General features: G+C 42.9%; 19 protein-coding genes. 13 read left to right on the top strand and 6 right to left on the bottom strand.

Going from position 1 to position 19,545, the window contains the following annotated elements:
* Positions 1-121: 121 nt before the first annotated feature.
* From BUA14_RS23770 to BUA14_RS23740, 7 genes are all read left to right on the top strand, one after another.
* The gene (locus tag BUA14_RS23770; RefSeq protein WP_072774907.1) at positions 122-691 is read left to right on the top strand and encodes an RNA polymerase sigma factor; all 570 of its coding nucleotides are present in this window, start codon (positions 122-124) and stop codon (positions 689-691) included.
* Positions 692-1,138, top strand: a complete 447-nt coding sequence (locus BUA14_RS23765) for a zf-HC2 domain-containing protein (protein ID WP_072774853.1) — start codon at positions 692-694, stop codon at positions 1,136-1,138. It begins immediately after the preceding gene.
* Positions 1,139-1,158: 20 nt separating this feature from the next.
* Positions 1,159-1,881 (top strand): DUF2953 domain-containing protein, encoded by a 723-nt coding sequence (locus BUA14_RS23760; protein ID WP_072774852.1) that lies wholly within the window; start codon positions 1,159-1,161, stop codon positions 1,879-1,881.
* Complete coding sequence (locus BUA14_RS23755) at positions 1,871-2,230, top strand: GerW family sporulation protein (protein ID WP_005807867.1); 360 nt, start codon at positions 1,871-1,873, stop codon at positions 2,228-2,230. The genes BUA14_RS23760 and BUA14_RS23755 overlap by 11 nt, the downstream gene beginning before the upstream one ends.
* A gap of 314 nt (positions 2,231-2,544) precedes the next feature.
* Positions 2,545-3,174, top strand: a complete 630-nt coding sequence (locus BUA14_RS23750) for a TetR family transcriptional regulator (protein WP_178371795.1) — start codon at positions 2,545-2,547, stop codon at positions 3,172-3,174.
* A gap of 28 nt (positions 3,175-3,202) precedes the next feature.
* Positions 3,203-4,558, top strand: a complete 1,356-nt coding sequence (locus BUA14_RS23745) for a B12-binding domain-containing radical SAM protein (protein WP_072774850.1) — start codon at positions 3,203-3,205, stop codon at positions 4,556-4,558.
* 94 nt (positions 4,559-4,652) lie between these two features.
* On the top strand, positions 4,653-4,856 hold the full coding sequence (locus tag BUA14_RS23740; RefSeq protein ID WP_072774849.1) for a hypothetical protein: 204 nt from the start codon (positions 4,653-4,655) through the stop codon (positions 4,854-4,856).
* 89 nt (positions 4,857-4,945) lie between these two features.
* Here BUA14_RS23740 and BUA14_RS23735 read toward each other — a convergent pair whose 3' ends face one another.
* Positions 4,946-6,355 carry a transporter permease gene (locus tag BUA14_RS23735; RefSeq protein WP_072774848.1) on the bottom strand — a complete coding sequence of 470 codons (1,410 nt, stop codon included), beginning with the start codon at positions 6,353-6,355 and terminating at the stop codon, positions 4,946-4,948.
* Between the two features lie 423 nt (positions 6,356-6,778).
* Here BUA14_RS23735 and BUA14_RS23730 point away from each other — a divergent pair, with 423 nt between their 5' ends.
* Entirely contained in the window at positions 6,779-8,146 is a 1,368-nt protein-coding gene (locus BUA14_RS23730) for a citrate/2-methylcitrate synthase (protein WP_072774847.1), read from the top strand.
* A gap of 161 nt (positions 8,147-8,307) precedes the next feature.
* Here BUA14_RS23730 and BUA14_RS23725 read toward each other — a convergent pair whose 3' ends face one another.
* The 4 genes from BUA14_RS23725 to BUA14_RS23710 form a co-directional block, all read right to left on the bottom strand.
* Positions 8,308-8,913, bottom strand: coding sequence for a histidine phosphatase family protein (locus tag BUA14_RS23725; protein WP_072774846.1), 606 nt, complete (start codon positions 8,911-8,913; stop codon positions 8,308-8,310).
* A gap of 192 nt (positions 8,914-9,105) precedes the next feature.
* Entirely contained in the window at positions 9,106-10,023 is a 918-nt protein-coding gene (gene dapA, locus BUA14_RS23720; RefSeq protein ID WP_072774906.1) for a 4-hydroxy-tetrahydrodipicolinate synthase, read from the bottom strand.
* Positions 10,024-10,162: 139 nt separating this feature from the next.
* Positions 10,163-11,398, bottom strand: coding sequence for an NAD(P)-dependent malic enzyme (locus tag BUA14_RS23715; protein WP_072774845.1), 1,236 nt, complete (start codon positions 11,396-11,398; stop codon positions 10,163-10,165).
* Positions 11,399-11,453: 55 nt separating this feature from the next.
* Positions 11,454-12,341, bottom strand: a complete 888-nt coding sequence (locus BUA14_RS23710) for an HpcH/HpaI aldolase/citrate lyase family protein (RefSeq protein WP_072774844.1) — start codon at positions 12,339-12,341, stop codon at positions 11,454-11,456.
* Positions 12,342-12,597: 256 nt separating this feature from the next.
* Here BUA14_RS23710 and BUA14_RS23705 point away from each other — a divergent pair, with 256 nt between their 5' ends.
* On the top strand, positions 12,598-12,930 hold the full coding sequence (locus tag BUA14_RS23705; RefSeq protein WP_072774843.1) for a cupin domain-containing protein: 333 nt from the start codon (positions 12,598-12,600) through the stop codon (positions 12,928-12,930).
* A 19-nt stretch (positions 12,931-12,949) separates the two neighbouring features.
* The gene (locus BUA14_RS23700) at positions 12,950-13,861 is read left to right on the top strand and encodes a sugar phosphate isomerase/epimerase family protein (protein ID WP_072774842.1); all 912 of its coding nucleotides are present in this window, start codon (positions 12,950-12,952) and stop codon (positions 13,859-13,861) included.
* 99 nt (positions 13,862-13,960) lie between these two features.
* On the opposite strand, the gene BUA14_RS23695 is transcribed toward BUA14_RS23700, so the two are convergent.
* Complete coding sequence (locus BUA14_RS23695; RefSeq protein ID WP_242954747.1) at positions 13,961-14,773, bottom strand: SLAC1 family transporter; 813 nt, start codon at positions 14,771-14,773, stop codon at positions 13,961-13,963.
* A gap of 215 nt (positions 14,774-14,988) precedes the next feature.
* Between BUA14_RS23695 and BUA14_RS23690 the strand changes: the two genes are divergently transcribed.
* The 3 genes from BUA14_RS23690 to BUA14_RS23680 all read left to right on the top strand — a co-directional run bounded on the left by BUA14_RS23690 (position 14,989) and on the right by BUA14_RS23680 (position 19,386).
* On the top strand, positions 14,989-15,873 hold the full coding sequence (locus tag BUA14_RS23690; protein WP_072774905.1) for a LysR family transcriptional regulator: 885 nt from the start codon (positions 14,989-14,991) through the stop codon (positions 15,871-15,873).
* A 408-nt stretch (positions 15,874-16,281) separates the two neighbouring features.
* The gene (locus tag BUA14_RS23685) at positions 16,282-18,003 is read left to right on the top strand and encodes an L-lactate permease (RefSeq protein ID WP_072774841.1); all 1,722 of its coding nucleotides are present in this window, start codon (positions 16,282-16,284) and stop codon (positions 18,001-18,003) included.
* Positions 18,004-18,141: 138 nt separating this feature from the next.
* Positions 18,142-19,386: a (Fe-S)-binding protein gene (locus tag BUA14_RS23680; protein WP_072774840.1), complete on the top strand. Its 1,245-nt coding sequence runs from the start codon at positions 18,142-18,144 to the stop codon at positions 19,384-19,386.
* The last annotated feature ends 159 nt before the right edge of the window (positions 19,387-19,545 follow it).

Here is a 19,545-nt window from a genome sequence, read left to right as displayed (position 1 = left end):
TTATAAGCAGGAAAAGGTTCCCGTCTTAAAAAAAATTTTAAAAAAATGGCGATCATCAAAACTTTATTGGCTGTATTGTGTATTAATAAGTGAGATAAAACATAGAAGGATGATCCGAGCTTTGGATGCTTCAGATGTGACCCTCCTGAAAGTTTATAGAAAAAATAAAAATCAAGGGTTGGAGCTTCTCTACGATCGGTATAAGAAATATATCTATACGATTGCCTACCATTATACCGGAAACAAGGAAGATGCTCTCGATTTAACCCAAGAGGTTTTTCTGTCCATCTTTAGGTCCTTGGATCGTTTCGATGACAGCTTTTCTATGCTCCCCTGGATTAAACGAATTACGGTCAATAAGTGCTTGAATTATCTCCGAGATAAAAAGGACACCCTATCCTTAAATCAACCCAATGAAAGCGGTCAGGAAATCCAGGAACTGCTTCCTTCCAGCAATCAGACCGAGGAAGCAACTTTATATCTGGATACAAAAGAGACCCTGACCAAAGCCATTCACGCCCTTCCTGCCGAAGAACGCATGGCTCTTATCTTGAGGCATATGAAGGGTATGAAATATGAAGAAATCGCTAAGATTATGGGAGTTCCTTTAGGAACAGTCAAGACCTATTTGTATAGAGGACGCAAAAGCCTTAAGACATCTTTAAGCAAAGACGGATTATGGGAGAGATAAATGATGACTTGTAAATTAGATAAATTACTCCTTCAAGATCTGCTGGACGGTACCATAGATCCCCTGGAAAAGCTCTTGGTGGATGAACATCTTAAGATCTGCCCGGAATGTCGGAAAGATCTCAACGAGCTGAAACTTCTCTTCTGGGATCTTAACGATAAATCTATCTACGAAATCGCACTTCCTCCTGAACTGGATCAGCAACTGGATCAGCTTAAAGGCCTCCTCCTTGAGCAAGTCTTCGAACCTTCTCCTCAAAGTACTTTCACAGCCCTAATGGGAATTCAGCGTAAAAATATAAAATCAGCAAGCAAATTTCTCAATTACGTACCCGGTGTCAAAACCGGCAATTACCTGGCTAAAGAAGGTTTAAAAGCCACTCCCTCAGCCCTTAAATTAGTGTCAAAAGGTCTGCTCAAGAGCACCAAATTACTCAAAGCTAAATAACAGACTTTGGAGGTGATTTATTGTTCTTATCCATACTTGGTTTCCTGTTGCAAGTCCTTGGTTATCTTCTCTTGGCTGTCCTTCTTCTATGTCTGATCCTAATCATCGTGCCTTACCACTATCGTGTAGCCGGAGAGAAATATGAACAAAGCCGATTAGAAGGCTCTATTATCTGGCTCTTCGGAGGAATAAAGATTGATTTTAGCCGTACTTTTCCCGGAAGATTTAGGGTCCATCTTACTGTTTTGGGATGGTTCAGGTATTCCTTTGCGCCCCCAACACCTCCCGGCAAGCCAAAGCAAGAAAGCCTCCCTCCTCCCGGGAAATCAGAGGAAAACAAACATAGCAAAGAAAAGAAGAAATCTTCCTTTAAGGAATTTTTAAAGCCGGACATCCTTAAAGAGGCACTCACAACCCTGGTCAAGCTGCTTAAACATTTTCAGCCTCATACTCTATCTGTTTCAGCTAAAATAGGCTTCAATGATCCGATGATGACCGGCTTACTTTACGGGCTGCTCAGTCAGTTTCATTTCTTGATTCATCGACATGATGTTCATGTGCAGCCGGTATTCGATGAAGAGTATCTTGAAGGGCAATTCTTAATTGGTGGCAGAGTATGGATTCCCGCTCTTCTCTTGATGATGGCAGGATTCATGCTCTCTAAACCAGTTAGAAACATATATATCTCCAAAATCTTTAAAAAACCAAGGAAATCAAAAGGAGGTCCTCAATATGTCAATTAACACCAAAGAAAACATCGATGCGATTTTTGAAAAATTGGAAAGCTTTCTCAAGTCCAAAACAGTGATCGGCGAACCGATTAAAATCGGCGAAACCACGATTATTCCTTTTATCGACATCACTTTCGGCCTTGGTACAGGCGGCGGCGGTGGCAAAGATGAAAAAGGCAACGACGGCACCGGCAGCGGCGCCGGCGCAGGGGCTAAAATCAGTGCCACAGCTGTCCTCGTCATCAAAGGGGACCAAGTCGAGCTCCTTCCCATCAAGAAAGCCGGCGGCTTAGAAAAGCTTCTGGATATGGTTCCGGAAATCGTCGATAAGGTAAAAGAACAAAAGGAAGATGATGATTAAGCTTTAACCACTTGAAAACAATTTAAAGCAACGTTCTGTCAAACCAAACGCGGCCCGATGGCCGCGTTTTTTCATTTATGACCAACATATAGCCCATTAAGTCCTCGATACGCACATAACGTTATGGAGCTTAACCTACTTAGGGGGTTCCGGGGTCCACTTCACTTAAGAGTTCACTTTACCCTCTTTACTTAAGAGATCCCACTTTACATAGAAGAAAGAATAATATATACTAAATATAAATTAACTCAGTACAATATTTTATATGGTAATTTAATTTATCAAGTAAACAATCTCAGATTTCATTATATCTGATGAAAAATAAGGGGGCTATGATGAATAAAGATACTACTTTAAGCCGGCGGGAGCGAAAAAAAGAGGAGACAAAGCAGAGCATCCTCACGACAGCCATTCATTTTTTTCAAACTCAAGGTTATGATGCTACGACAATGGAACAAATCGCTGAAGCCGTGGATCTTTCCAAAGTGACACTCTATAATTATTTCCCTTCTAAAGAGCTTATTGTGGCTGAGTTCTTCCAAAGCATGAGCCACCAATTTGTGGATCAGGTTTTGGACATGCTGGCCAAACTATCAACTACCCGCTCAAAAATTTATGAGTATTTTCGCGGGCAGTTTGAATGGAACCGCCAATACCGCGAACTCCTTCAGGTCTACTTTGTTCATCAGTTTCAATCCATGTTACATCCCGAAGCTTATCAGAACAGCGGTATGGATCAGGTCCTTGCCCAAATCATTGGCTACGGTCAGGAAGCTGGTGAGATCCGTCGGGATCTCCCGACAGAATACCTGGCTAAGCATCTTGAAATTATGTATGTCATGGAATTTATGGTCTGGATTTTAGAGGGTGATTCCTGGAACCCTGATCAGCATCTCGGGGCAATGGTTGATCTATTCATGAATGGCGCTGAAAACAAACGCTGAAAATAAAAGCGAAACGAGGTAACAGCTAATGAAAGTACTATTGATCCAACCTCCCAGCAGCACAGCCTTTATGGATAAAGTGTATATGTATGAGCCTCTCGGATTGGAATACCTTGGTGCAGGTTTGCAAGAAGATGGTCATGAAGTCCTTCTCCTCGACGCCCGCCTGGAGCCGGATTTTGAAAAGACCTTTCACTCTTTTCAACCGGATATCGTGGGCATAACAGGATATACCAATCATTTAAACATTGTTAAAGCCATTGCCGCCCGCTTCAAGGAGATCAATCCGGATGTGTTTATCATTGTAGGTGGTCATCACGCTACTGTAAAACCTGCAGACTATAACGACGAGGCTATTGACTTAATCGTGATAGGAGAAGGTGTCTTTACCCTGCGCCAGATTCTGAAGCACAAAGAATCTCAGCTCCCCTTCGAGGATATACCCGGCTTGGCCATACCGGGAGCAGTCATGAAATTTACAGCGGAACGCTCCTATACACCTTTAGATGATCTGCCCTTCCCCGACCGTTCCTTGACCGCCCGTTACCGCAGTCATTATTTTAGTGACTGGATGAAGCCCATCGCCTCAATCCGGACTTCTTTGGGATGTTTTGGACGGTGCAATTTTTGCGCCCTCTGGTCAATCACCAACGGAAAATATCTACAACGAAGTCCGGAACGAATCGTTGCCGAATTACAAAGGATCCAAGAAGAAATTGTTTTTTTCTGTGATGATGAATCCATGTGTGACACACGCAGAATGGATCAACTAGCCGATCTAATCCAGGAAGCAGGCATACGCAAGAAGTATTTCCTCTATGGGCGAGTAGATACCATCGTGAAACATCCTGAACTATTTGCCAAATGGAAAAACATCGGCTTAATCCAAGTCTTCGTCGGCTTTGAGAGCTTTTCCGATGAGCGCTTGCAAGGCCTTAATAAAAACATCACAGTGGCCCAACAGGAAGAAGCGGTAAAGATTCTTAATGACCTTAACATCGATATCTATGCTTCTTTTGTCATCGATCCTTCCTTTACCCGCCAAGAATTCGCTCAGCTGATTGCTTATACCCGCAAACTCAATATTGCTTATGCCGCCCTCTCCGTCCTTACCCCTTTACCGGGAACAGCACTTTACGAGCAGAACAAGGACCGGCTTCTCACTCATGATCCCAAATTCTTTGACTTTATGCATACGGTATTGCCCACTGCCCTGCCACTTCAACAGTTTTACAGTGAATATGCCCGCACCCTTATGAACGCTACTCCGACTCCCCGTTATTTCAAGTTCATTGCTAAGTTCGACCGCCAAAGAAGATTGTCTACTATGAAGGAACTCTATGGAGTCGTGGGCGATGTGCGAAAAGGGTATCAATGGCATTAAGCAAAAGAATCTTAAGCGGTCATATAAGCACCTCACTTCTTGTCGAACAATACCATATAATAACCCATAGAGCCATGGAAGTGAGGTGACCGACATGACGATCTCCCGGGAAAAGCTTCATGACTTAATTGACCAAATACCCGATGATTGCTTATCTTATCTTGATGATGTGCTTAATCGGATCTTGAGAAGCGAGTTGCATGATGTTCAAAGGGCAGAGGCAGATACGGGTATCTCTGTCCAAGAAAGGATAATCTCCGCCACACTCGACGATATCTTCAGAGATCAGGATGTGTAATACTGACAACCTATACTAATTCAAAGCGTCCTCTCCTCGCCATAATAGCGGGGGGAGGACGCTTACGCTCTATCCGGGTGAAATATTTCTTACAACACCCCAAGGAGTCTCATACCGGTCAGGAAAACGATCAGGACCAGGGTGGCCAGGACAACATAAGGTCCATTCCAGCGGATACCTACTTGCAGAGGAGATTCGCCAACGATGCTGGATACAGCGATGACGTTGGCCGCTGAAGGAGAGATGGAGGTTCCCATAGCCCAGCTGATAGCAAGCACAAGGGCAAGATAAGTGGGAGAAACCCCATAAGCCGCTGCTTTTATTGTTCCGCCAAAGATAGTTACTGTAGCAATGGGGTGCACCCCTAAAGCTGCTAAGCAAAGTGTGGACCCCATAATCACAAGCGTCAAAAGCAGCCCATTATGTCCCACCAGATAGGATAAAATCTGTGGGACATAGTCTCCTAAATGGGAATAGTTGATACTATTGGCCAATAATCCCGCGCCGACAAACAGAATCATCTCATTTTTAATGGAGGGGAGCCGGTTATGAAAATAATCTCCTTTAAACTCCCGGAAAAATACAGGAAGACGTTCGATCAGGATCAGCCATATCATCGGATAAATCAAAGCCAGAACCGAGACTACGATTATGGCTGAAATTCCGCTAACCCAGGAAATAACCCCTATTCCTATAATTAAGACGATGGAAAAAGCGCCTAATTCAACAAGTTTTCTCAAATCAAAGTCTCCCCCCAAGGACACGTCCTCTACAGGGTAGGACCTTTCTTGTTTTTTCTTTTGCTTTTCTTCAAAAACTGTCATCACATAACCGACCGCACCGACAATAACTCCGCAGGAAATCGCTAAAGGGAAAAAAGCCGACCAGGTGGACCCTGTTAATTGAACCACTAAGGCAATCGCCGCAGTGGTCGGAGCCCAAATAATACATGTGCTGAAACCTCGGCTGATTGCCGAGCTTAAAAGTTTATGATCAGAACTGCGGCTGCTGTTTCGGCAGACTTGATAAACCAGAGGAACAACCGCCAGACTGACTAATACTCCTATAAAAGCCGATAAAAAACTGACCAGTAAATAGTAACGGCTATTGGAATTTACATGACGTTCAAAAAGACTTTGGAGGGCTGGGGTATATCCTCCATGTTGAATGGGAATTCCCATAAGGGGCACCATAATGAACATCACAACGAGAAAAAGATTATCCTGTAGAGCTTGCCGCCAGACACTCAAAGGAGCATCGAAATGAAGCAGTAAAGCAATACTGACAGCAAAGGACAGGTAGCCGATGATCTTCGAGGAACCCGTAACCGCTGTGAAGCCCAGAACAATGACAATAATCATCAGAACTAAAATAAGATCTTCTAAAGCTTGAGATCGTAAAAGCAAGTTCCCCAAATAGGTCACTGCCAGCCCAAAAGTCAGGAGGCTGCGAATGCGAGTAAGTGCTTTACCGGTAATAGTAATATCCTTGAGTTCCATCCTTATTTCTCCCCGAGTTTTCTATACTGTTTTTGCTAAGAGCAGTTTTCCTATACTTAATATAGACAGGTTCAAAAAAGACTTCAACCAATTAATGTATACATTTGATATCCCTATGCACCTTCTTATTTTTCATCCGGATATCATATATAATATTAAGTGTTCACCTGAGTCCCGTAAATTTAAAGTACTGTATTAATATAAAAATGCTGTATTAATTCAAAGTACCGTATAAATCTGAAGTGCCGTATAATCTGAGCTTCTCTATCAATAAGAATTTACTTGACTAATTTCTACTGACAACTCATAATGTATATAAAGTTGTCTGCAAATAGCTTCTTGCCTTCGGCAGGCTGTATAGCTTAATAATAAGCCTACCACACCAAAAAATATAAGATAAAAACGAATAAGAGGAGTTGTGCTATGGAAAATACTGACCTTAAAAACTTTGAAGAAAGTATGCTGGACGGACTCAGTGAACTCACTGTTAAGAAAGGTCCCATTAACCCGGAACTTTACCACAAGTATGAAGTTAAGCGCGGACTTCGTGATTTAGACGGTAGAGGTGTGTTGGTGGGCTTAACCGAGATCGGTGAAGTTCATTCCTATATTATCGATGAAGGGGAAATGGTCCCCGTACCTGGCCGGCTTATTTATCGCGGCTATGATATTACCGATCTTGCCCGGGGCTTTATGGAAGATAACCGCTTTGGATTTGAGGAGACAGCTTATCTTCTTCTCTTTGGCAGGTTGCCGAACAGGCAGGAACTCATTGATTTTCATAATCTGCTCGACATCTATCAAAAACTCCCTGATAATTTTGCCCGGGATATGATTCTCAACGTACCCAGTAAAGACATTATGAACGGGATGGCCCGCAGTGTCTTGGGTTTCTATTGTTATGACTCCAATCCTGATGATACTTCCATAAGAAATGTACTTAAGCAATGCATCCGCCTGATTGCTGCCTTCCCTGCCCTTGCTGTTTATTGTTATCAAGCCTATACCCATTATCATGGGAACAAAAGCTTGGTTATTCACAGCCCTCAACCTGAATTGAGCCTGGCTGAAAATATTCTTTATATGCTGCGCCCTAACCATAAATATACAGAGCTGGAAGCCAGGCTTCTGGATCTGGCCTTGGTTCTTCATGCGGAACATGGCGGAGGAAATAACTCCTCTTTTGTTACCCATGTGGTCACCTCCACCGGAACGGATACTTATTCAGCCGTAGCAGCGGCCTTAGGCTCTTTACGTGGTCCAAAACATGGCGGCGCCAACCATAAAGTCATTCAGATGTTCCAGGATATCAAAGAAAAGATCTCCGATTGGCAGGATGAAGACGAACTCAGCGCTTACCTTGATAAAATTCTTCTTAAGGATGCCTTTGATCGCTCCGGGCTGATCTATGGAATCGGCCATGCCGTCTACTCCGTCTCCGATCCCAGAGCCGTCGTCCTGAAGCACTACGCCTCAAAGCTTGCCGCTGAAAAGGGCCTGGATAACGAATTCAATCTTTATGCTAAAGTGGAGGAACTGGCACCCAAGGTCATCGCTAAGCACACGAAGATTTATAAAGGAGTCAGTGCCAATGTGGACTTCTATTCAGGGTTCGTATATCAGATGCTCAATCTGCCTTTAGAAATGTTCACTCCGATTTTTGCTCTCTCCCGCATCGCCGGTTGGAGTGCTCACCGGATCGAGGAAATCGTCAATGGCGGCAAAATCATTCGTCCCGCCTATAAGAGCGTGGTGCCCCGTCAAAAATACGTTCCTCTTAATAAAAGATAATCTCATCATGTTTAATCAAAAGGGGCGTTGCAAAACAAACAGGGTAGTTTGTCGAGCAACGGCTCCTTATTTACGTATTTCGTTTTTCTGAGAATAGAAGATGGTTACCCATCTATAATTTTTCAGTAATTAATATCCGCAATCTTCAGAATATATAACGGTTAAGCATCGCAATAGTGTGAAATATTATTCAAGTATTTTACTTTACATGTATTGTCATCAATTTCTATAACACTTAACGATGTTGGGCTAAGATCAATTTCACTGAATAATTCTTTTTCTTCCAAAAGAATACTTAAGAGCATTCTAAGGGTTATTCTATGGGAAACTATTGCAATATTTCCTTCTTGACTAAATAATCTTTCGGTATAGATAAATTGTTTAAGTCTATTTTTAAGTTTAGCAAATGATTCACCACCCTTTGAGGGATTATAATTAAATGGATCGTTGAAAAAATTATGCCACTCTTTTGGATTCATCTTTTCAATTTGAGTGTATGTTCTTCCTTCCCACTCCCCCATAGCAATTTCATTAAGAGAAGTCGAATAGCACACTTCCATACTTGGGAAAATAAATCCAGATGTTTCCATAGTCCTAGTAGCAGAACTCGAATATATTTTGTTAAACTTAACTGGCTTTAGCTTTTTTCCAAGCATAATTGCTTGTTTTATTCCTTGATCTGTTAATTTTGAATCTTTTGATCCTTGCATTTTCTTTAATAGATTCCATTTAGTTTGTCCGTGACGAATTAGATAAATTTGGAGCATTTTTTCACCTCAATTGAAAAATTTCTTTCGCACGTGAGAATTATTTTGCAGATCATTGCAAGCCCGACAGAATCGCACAACAACTGTCCTGCACTTGTTTTCCTTAGAACATATAAGCTTTCGATATGATTTTGATTTTAGGATTTACCATATTTCGACATGGAATTGCATTGAATTTTTAGCATGGCGACGTCAACCATAAAGCCATCCCAATGTAGCTCCTTTTCTCAACTTATATAGCTCCCACTCACAAAGTATTTCATTCAATATTTTTTCTTCCGCCGGTGTCGTTGCAACCAGAGGTGGTCGTACTCCACCTACCTCAATGCCCCTCTGATTGAGTAGATATTTGATCGGGGCAGGGTTAGTTGCGATAAACAATCCTTTAAAAACCGGTATTAACTTTAAGTGCCATTTACGTGCTGTTTCAATATCTCCGGAAAACCAGGCATCGATCATCAGCTTCATCTCATCTCCAACAATGTGGGAGCCTACACCAACGACCCCATTGCACCCTAAAGCCAGCATGGGGAGAGTCACCGAATCATCTCCACTGAAGATTTCAAATTCCTCAGGTAATATTCGCTTCAATTCGCTCACTTGATCCATTGATCCTGAAGCCTCTTTAAGAGCCACAATGTTAGGAATATCGCTTAAACGCAGAACCGTTTCAGGCAAAATACTCGCAGAAGTTCTCCCCGGTACATTATAAATCATAAGGGGGAGAGCGGATGCTTCCGCGATCTCCCGAAAATGACGATACAACCCTTCCTGTGAAGGTTTATTGTAATAGGGCACAACAGCAATCAGACCATCAACCCCAGTCTTTACGGCACGAAGAGCCATCCCGACACTCTCTTGTGTGGAATTACTCCCTACACCTGCGATGACTTTGACCTTTGAGCCAACAGCTTTTTTCACAGCCCTAAATAATTCAAGTTTCTCTTCATCTCCTATAGTGGGCGATTCCCCTGTCGTGCTTGCAACAACGATTCCATCTGAGCCGTGTTCTACTAAGTGTTGTGCCAAGTTGGCCGCTGCTTGATAATCCACTTCCAGCTTTTCATTCATTGGCGTAACCATCGCCGTTAATAACCTGCCAAAGCTCACTACCCTCAACTCCAATCCTATATCTCTTAATCGCTAACCCTAACAAAGGTTACTCCTCCCGGAAAGCAAAGTTAACAAAGAAACAGCCATGGCTGGGGCTGTTTCTTTGCTTAACTATTTAGGAGGAATTGTACCTATCTTATTTGCCCTCTTGGGCAAGTAAGCTGATTAAGTTCAGAGAAACCTGCTCCGGTTCAACCATCTTTCTGGCCACACCGCTCTCCATAGCCGCTTTCGCTACAGCTGCAGCTACAGCCGGTGCCACCCGATGGTCAAAAGCCTTCGGGATAATATACTCTGCATTGAGCTCCTCAGGGCTGACGATGGAAGCGATTGCTTCCGCAGCGGCGATTTTCATTGGTCCATTGATTTCTCTTGCTTCAACATCAAAAGCCCCACGGAAAATTCCAGGGAAAGAAAGAATATTATTAATTTGGTTGGGGTAGTCGGAACGGCCTGTTCCTACTACAACCGCTCCTGCTTCTTTGGCCTCTTCAGGCATGATTTCGGGAACAGGATTAGCCTGAGCGAAGACAATCGCATCTTTGGCCATAGACCGGATCATTTCCCGAGTCACCGTATTTCCTACAGAAATTCCGATAAATACATCGGCATCTTTCAACGCTTCCACAAGACCGCCTTTGAGCATAGAGGGATTCGTCTTTGCAGCGATTTCTTCCTTATACTTATTCATGCCTTCAGTACGACCCTTATAAATCGTTCCCTTGGTATCGCACATGACTACATTTTGCAGACCGCAATCCATCAAAAGCTTAACAATAGCCATGCCAGCTGCACCGGCTCCACTGGTTACGATCTTAACATCTTTAAGATCCTTGTTCACGATTTTCAGTGCGTTGAACATCGCGGCCAAAGTCACAACAGCCGTACCATGCTGATCATCATGGAATACAGGGCCATCATAGACCGCTTTTAACTTCTCTTCAATCTCAAAGCACTCCGGCGCTTTAATATCCTCCAGATTGATCCCTCCGAAGGTAGGTTCCAGTAATTTGACCACTTCGACAATCTTGTCCATGTCCTTTGTATCTAAGCAAATCGGGAAGGAATCCACCCCAGCAAAATTTTTGAACAAAAGAGATTTCCCTTCCATTACAGGCATAGCTGCACGTGCACCTATATCGCCAAGACCGAGAACTGCTGTTCCATTGGACACAACTGCCACACAATTAGCCCGATTAGTGTAGGTATTGACCAGTTCAGGGTTTTTGGCAATTTCCATGCAAGGTTCAGCAACTCCTGGAGAGTAAGCCAAACTCAAATCATTATAGTCACGGCAGGGAACTTTAAGGGCAATTTTGATTTTACCACGATGATCAGCATGAAGTTTCAATGCATTCTCTCTTAAAGACATTTAAAACACTCCTCATTATTTATCAACTATCCTATCTATTTTTTAACGTTCCTATCTACTTTTTTCCCAGCTTGGCATCAATCTCAGCTTGATTTGCCAGAATATCAAGAGCATTGCTATACACAGGAGTATCTACCAGCTTATCTTTATAGACGATTGCCGCTTTTCCCTTGGCAATAGCCTTTTCTTCAAAAACCTTTTTAATCTCACCGGCCCATTGTACATCCTCCGGGTCAGGAGAATAGAGGCGATTGGCATCTTCCACAAGGCTGGGGTGAACAATCATCCGGCCTTTATATCCCAACTGGCGTCCCTCGGCTATGTTACGCACATAGCCTTCTTTGTCGGTGTAGTTAAGGAACGGAGCGTCAAGAGCTATCACTCCGGCAGCACGAGCCGCAACAGCCACATAACCCCGGGCGAACTGCTGCTCTTTCGCTTCAGGGGTCAGCTTAACCTGCATATCACGGGTAAAATCGACTGCTCCAAAAATAGCTGCAGCAACGCGAGGACTGGCTGCACAAGACTCGTAGGCGTTGACGACACCGATGGCTGTCTCAATAAGCAGGCAGATCTTTATGCTTCCCACGGTCAAGCCATTCTTCCGCTCCAGCTCCTCAAGTCTCCAGGACAGACGCTGCACATCGCCGGCACCGGCAACCTTGGTCAGATTAATTCCTGTCAGGCCTTCACACACTGCGGCTTCCAGATCATCATCGGTTATATTCGTCTCCCAGGCATTCACCCGAACCCAGACCTCAGCTCTCTGAGAGCCTGCGTACTTAATATTCGCACGAACCATTCTGCGTGCTCTTGGTTTTTCCAGCGGTGGTACCAAATCCTCCAGATCCAAAATAAGTGCATCCGCCCCATAGGTTAAGGCCTCATCCAGACCCTCCTGATCATTTCCCGCCACAAACAATACTGATCTCATAATAGTCATTTTCTTTCCTCCTTCTAAAATCAGAGTTTTAATACTCTTATTGTGCTTTCATTGTAGATACCCTGTTCCTTTAAGTAAAATACCTATTCTGAATACAGTATATTTACGTTCTGAATAAGTTCCGACTTCTTCCCTCTTTTATTCTCTTCTTGAATACGCAATATTCTAAATGGATATTTTACTCTCTTTAAAAAACTCTTTATTCTAAAGGTGAACTTAAACTAAGAGAAATGTTGAATTTTAAGGGGGTATAAACATGAAATTTACTAAAATCGCAGAAATATTAAGTAAGAATATCAAAAAGACTGTACTTTATGAGAGTGATTGCACCAATACAGCCATAATCAATCTACAGCCCGGAGATTCCGTTCCTGCCCATCAACACCCTAATACGGATGATATCTGGGTAGTTATCCAGGGAGAAGGGGAATTTCTGGGAGGCAAAGGGTCATCTTTACCTATGAAAGCCGGTACGATCATTCCTAACCTTAAAGGGGAAGCCCATGGCATTAAAAATACTGGAGATGAGCCTCTTGTAGTGATTGCCTTTTCTGCTCCAGTGCCTATCGAATCCTTCCCCGTGGATTAAAGCTTAAGGAGGTTGCCTTATGAATGAATCCTTTCGTAACTATATGAAGGTAGGTCTCGTTCATTTTATGGCTTATCCCAGCACCGGCAAAGGAGAAGGACCTATCCTGGAAACGCTGAGAAGAATTGCCATGGATGAGTATTTTGAAGTAGTCGAAATGACCTGGATCAAGGACCCCATCGTTCGAAAAAAAGCAAGGCAGATGATTGAGACCTCCCATATGGAATTCTCTTATGCCGGGATGCCCCGGCTCTTGATCACTAAGCAGAACATCAATTCCCTCCATGAAGAAGAAAGATTACTGGCTCTGGCCAATGTAAAAGAAGGCATTGATGAAGCCTATGAAATGGGCGCCAAGGACTTCGCCTTCCTCAGCGGAAACTATGAAGAAGCTAAAAAGGAAGAAGCCTATCAGGCACTGATCCGCTCTACCAAGGAAATATGTGCCTACGCTAAATCCAAGGGTAATATGAAGATCGCTATTGAAGTATTCGACTATGATGTCGACAAATGTTCTCTGATTGGACCTGTGGGCATCACCCATCGATATGTTAAGGAGATTTGCCAGGAATACGATAATTTCGGCTTAATGGTGGACTTAAGCCACCTGCCTCAGCTCCGGGAAACACCGGCTGAAGCTCTGATCCCTATAAAAGACTATATTATCCATGCTCACATGGGCAACGCTCTTATCAAAGACAAACTATCTCCCGTTTATGGAGATGAACACCCGCGATTTGGCTTCCCTGGCAGCGAAAATGATGTGGATGAACTCGTGGAATATCTCCGCGTCCTTCTGGACATTGGCTTTCTCAACAAAGAAAATCGGCCGATTGTCAGCCTGGAAGTAAAACCATATGGGGACGAGGACCCCGAATTGGTGATCGCTAATGCAAAGAGAGTACTAAATCTGGCTTGGCATCGGGTATAATTTCTCAATAAATATATTGATTCTAGCTTAAACCTAAAAAAGTAGAGTTTATGTTCAACTGAAGAACTTAACTCTACTTTTTCTTTATCTCAAAATAATTTATGAAGTGAATACTCCTACCCTTTTCCACCAAAAAAGGAGCCAAAGTACAGTAAGCAGGATGGTCAGTAAAGATGAAATCCCTGACGTAAGTGGAGAAAATAATTCTTCAGCAATCTTGTCGCTGGCAATCGTATACACCTGAAACGAAAAAATATATATCCCCCACTCCACTTTGATTGGCATTTTCTTCTGCTTCTGATAGCACCATAGGATAAAAATAAAGCCCATAATCCAAACACCAAATCCCCAGAAGAAGCAAGCCAGAAACTTAAAAGGTTGTATATTATCCAATAAACCCATAAGGAGCAAGATCTGAGCATAATCAAGAATTGTCCAGATGGTCAATCCCACAGCCCCAAGGAGAAAGACAAAAAAAGAATGGATTCCGGCAAAGGTGAGCGACTGCTGAGCAATCCGAACAATGACGAGTACGCTGAGCCAGTGGAACCACAGGAATCCAACTATGAATAACAAGGTGTTCGTTCCTAATAGCAGCCATACCCAATTTAAATTAAGAATAATCGCTTTTTCCAAACAGGCGTTGCCAATAAGCTGAACGCTCATATATAGCATGGGTAACATGAATCGAGTCATATTTATCTCTTTGCTCATCTCTCTATAGACAAAAACACAAATCCCAGCCACTGCTGTAGACCAAAAAATAATTAGCAAGATATATCCGTGAAAAGGAGCGTACAAGGACATCACCTCTGACATCCATGGATAAAGAATATTGCTCCAGCTCCCCATCCCAATCATGATTGACAAATAGGTAAAGGTCTGATGCTTTAAAGAAAATAACTTTTGCATACCTGTAACCCTTTCAGGAAGTGCTGGAATTTTACCAAGTCTGGAAGATATCAGAAATTTGCATTATACTTAAAAGGTATCCAATCTCACGAATCTATTCTTCAGGCTTTTCTCGCTTCTATTCTCATTTTAATTATCTTCTCTGAAGATGTGAAATACTCGTTACGAATACGGTGTATTCAGACAACGAATAAATGCAAAGGTGGATGGATAAAGTGGAAATACGGCATTTAGAATATTTCATCGAAGTTGCACGTCACAAAAGTTTTAGTGTCGCAGCTGAGGTAACCCATACCTCCCAACCCTCAATCAGTAAAGCGATTAAGGATCTGGAAGCAGAACTGGGAAAAGCATTGTTCTATCGCAGTACCAAATATGTAAAGCTGACCGATGCCGGAGAGCTTGTTCTTGAGCAAGCGCAACAAATTGTAGCCGCCTTTAGAAATATTAACACTCAATTAGAAGGCCTGGCCAAGCTACAAACAGGAAAAATCCACATTGGGCTCCCTCCCATTACGGCTGTCACCACCTTTTCCCATATGCTCGGGGCTTTTAAAAATGAGTATCCTAAAATTCAAGTTCAGCTTTTTGAGTATGGCCCCAAAAAGATTGAGGCTTCTCTTCAAGATGGCTTGCTGGATTTCGGCATTTTTACTCCTGAAGATAACGATCTCTTTGAATGGATTTGGTTCGAACAAGACCCCCTTAGTGTCATTATGCACCCTAATCATCCTTTAACTCTAAAGGAATGTATTGATTACAAAGACTTTGCCGGAGAGCAACTGATTCTATACAATAGCGACTATAAGCTCCATGATATTATTATTGCAGGATGCAGGCGAGCCGGGATCGACCCGGAAATTGCTTTCAAAACCTCTCAGCGTGAATTGATGACCCAAATGGTGGCTGCCAAGCTTGGTTTAGCCCTCTTACCAACTAAGATCTGCCATGTACTCGATCCGGCAAACATTATCTACCGGCCCTTCTCTGATTCGAACCTTTGCCTTCAGTTAGCCTTGACCTGGAAAAAGGGACGTTATCTTCCCCATGCTGCTCGCGAATTATTAGCGTTCTTTAAGGATCACTTCCTGCTTCAATAACCCTCTTGGGGTTGCACTCAATATCATAAAGCTAGGGCTAAATTCCATTAATTTCAGAAAGACGTTAGGGACTCCTACTTCCAAACGTCTTTTTTGTGTTCTTTTGTCGAAAAAATCATTATTTTTAAACCTGACTGAGTCGTACCATTATTGAACTTTATTCATTTTATCGATACATTATATTCCTAATTGATATTTTACTAAACTTTTCTCACTCCCTATAATATAAACCAATACAAGCGCTTGTATTATCTTGACTTATTTGGTAAAACATCAAGCACATAAAAGGCAAATCGAAAAGTACCTGCTTATCAGCGCGGCAAACTGCATCTTGTGAATGAGAAAACTTTCATCTTTAGCGTCAGTCTAACCCTTAATAAATTATTTTAACGATGGAGGGAAATTGTTTTGACTTACTTTCAAAATTATAACCCAACCGAAAATGTTTATTTGTCAACTTTTCTTGCGGCACTGCCGATTATCGTTCTTCTTTACTTGCTGGCACTTCACCCACATAAAGACAAGCAAGGCCATAGGCAATTGGGTATCTTTGCTCCTTATGCTGCTATCCTTGCAACCTTGGTTGCCTTTTGTATCGTTACTTTGGTGATGAAAATGCCTCCGTCAATTGCAGCTTCTTCCTTCTTGTTCGGCTTCTTTACCAGCGGAGTTTTCCCTATTGGCTGGATCGTTTTTACTGCTATTTTCCTCTATAACATCACAGTTGTTACTGGCCAGTTTGAAGTACTTAAAGATTCAATCGCCGGAATTACTGATGACCGTCGCCTCCAAGCTTTAATCATCGCCTTCTCATTCGGTGCCTTTATGGAAGGAACAAGTGGTTTTGGTACTCCAGTTGCTGTCTGCGGTGCAATTATGGTAGGCTTAGGTTTCCGTCCCATGACTGCTGCTGTTATCTGCCTGATTGCTAATACCTCACCGGTTGCTTTCGGTGCTGTGGGGACTCCGATTATTACCCTTTCTGCAGCCTCCGGTATTCCTGAGCACTATCTCACCATGATGGCCGGCCGCCAGCTGGTCCTCTTCTCAATCATTGTGCCCTTCTGGCTCGTTGCCACATTGGTCTTCATGGACAAAGGCTCCTGGAAAGATGTCTGGGATGTCTGGCCGGCAACCCTTGTCTGCGGCGCTTCTTTTGCTCTTGCTCAATTTATCTTCTCGCAGATGGGCTGGACAGGGGTAATTAATATTACTGCCGGAATCTTCTCGATGATTCTTACCATCCTCTTTCTGAGAGTATGGAAACCCAAACATATTATGGGACATGCTGATTCTGCAGACAATCAATCTAAATTATCTGAAACCGGGAAATTCGCCAAGCACACCATCTCAGAATATATTAAAGCCTGGACGCCTTGGGCTCTTCTTGGCAGCACTGTTTTCATTATCGGCTTAAATAGCGTAAAAACTACTCTGAACAATCTATTCTGTCCGACCTTTAACTGGCCCTATTTGCACAATCTTGTTTATCATACTCCACCTGTCGGCTCCGGCGACACTCCGATGGCCGCTGTTTTCAAGTTTAATTTCCTCACCATGGCCGGTACTGGAATTCTGCTTGCCGCTTTGATATCAGGGTTTTTCGTTCTGAAATTAAGTTCCTCACAATGGAAGGCTGCCTTTAGCATGACTATCTCACGTATGAAAGTCCCATTATCTGTAATCTGCACCGTATTGGGCTTCGGATTCATGACCCGATATTCCGGCACTGACGCTGTTCTCGGTCTGGCATTCACTAAAACTGGAGCAGCTTACCCCTTCTTTGCTTCCATGCTTGGTTGGTTAGGTGTATTCCTGACGGGCTCAGATGCTTCATCCAATGCTATGTTTGGTAACTTGCAAAGAATCACTGCTGAGCAGTTAGGATTGAATCCTGTACTTATCGTTACTGCCAACAGTACCGGTGGTGTTATGGGTAAAATAATCAATGCTCAAAGCATGGTAGTTGCAACGGTTGCTTGTTACAAGAATCATCATGAAGGTATGGCAGCCGTGGGGCCTATTTTCCGGGCAGTCTTCTGGCACAGTCTAATTCTGGGAATCCTGATTAGCACTTTTGTTTGGGCTCAGGCTTATGTGTTCCCATGGATGCAGGTTTGGATGCCTTAAGCAGTAATTTGTCGCAATTTGAGGAGGGTACTACCTCAAATTGCGACCCCATTTATGGTCTCAGTAACTTGAATTGCTGCGGAATTTTAACTATTTGATTCGGTGGTCTAACCACCTACCAAGAAAGGGGAAGTTAAAGTGGGGGTTTTAGCGGAAGTTTATGAAATGCTAAACACGTGTAACAAATGTGGTTTCTGTCATACATCTTGTAAAACTTACAAGGTTGACGGAGCGGAGACTAAAGTTGCACGGGGAAGAATCCAACTAATTAAAGCAGTTGCTGATGGGAAAATTAAGCTGGATGCGGATTATAAGGATGCCATCAACAGCTGTTTGCTTTGTGGAGAATGTGCGATTGCTTGCCCTAGTGGGGTAAGTGGGAAGGAATTGGTCATGGCAGCTCGTCGTGATCTAAAGCTTAAAAATGGAGTTAAACCATTTGCTAAGTCCTACGCTCTTAATACACTAGCAAACCCAAACAAACTGGAAAGAGCTTTTAAGCTCTTTGGTGGAATTGGTAAGAGTATTCTTAATAAGGTCGATGGAATAGATTATTTCCGCGGTGTCGATATTAAAGGCATGAATGTGGCACAGGTTCCATTTCTTGACCAAGTTCCTTCAAGGATTCTCGTTGCTCAACCGAAACACAAGGTCGCCTTTTATGTAGGCTGCTTCTTAAACTTTTCACTTGATGACACTGCGAAGTCAGTCGTTAAAGTTTTAACGAAAAATGATTGCGAAGTAATCATCCCTAAAGAGCAAGTATGTTGCGGTCTTCCGCAATACGCTTATGGGGATTTTGAAACGGCTAGGGGCAATGCTCGCAAAACCATTGATACCTTCCTCGATAAAAAGATAGAGGCAATTATCGTCGCCTGCGGATCCTGTGCGGCAATGCTTCAAAAGGATTACCTGAAGCTATTTGCCAATGATGTCACTTACCTGCCGAAGGTCAAGAGATTCACTTCTTTGGTCAAAGAATTCTCCGAATATATGGCTGAAATCGGAGTCGATGAAAGCAAGCTCCATAGTTTTACCCCCGTTAAAGTAACTTATCATGATCCTTGTCATATGGTTCGGGGTATCAAAGTTACTGAGCAACCTCGTAAACTGTTAAAGAGCCTGCCGAGAGTAGAATATATTGAAATGTTTGAAGCCAACCGCTGCTGCGGAGCTTCCGGACTTGTACAAGCCTTCTATCACGAAATGGCTACTGATATTACACGCCAAAAGGCTAAAAATATTGAAGACAGTGGCGTTGAAGTAGTGGCCACCAGCTGTCCCGCATGTATCATGAGATTGCAAGGCGGAATCAATATGGTTGGTCAAAAGCAAAAAGTAATGCATGTTGCGGATCTAATAGCGAGGGCTTACGAAGACTAATTCCCACGGAGCAGATCAATGAGCACGAAATATTATCATACCGCAGATTTGGATAAAATAAGTTGAAAGGCGGGTAGTCATGAGCAATACACTAAGTGAGTTAAAAGGGATTGTGGGCGATAATTACGTCTTGGACAATCCTGCTGATATGGCACAATA

The sequence above is a fragment of the Desulfitobacterium chlororespirans DSM 11544 genome (genome assembly GCF_900143285.1).
In the GTDB taxonomy this organism is placed as follows: Bacteria; Bacillota; Desulfitobacteriia; order Desulfitobacteriales; family Desulfitobacteriaceae; genus Desulfitobacterium; species Desulfitobacterium chlororespirans.
This window is presented reverse-complemented; position numbering and strand designations above follow the sequence as displayed.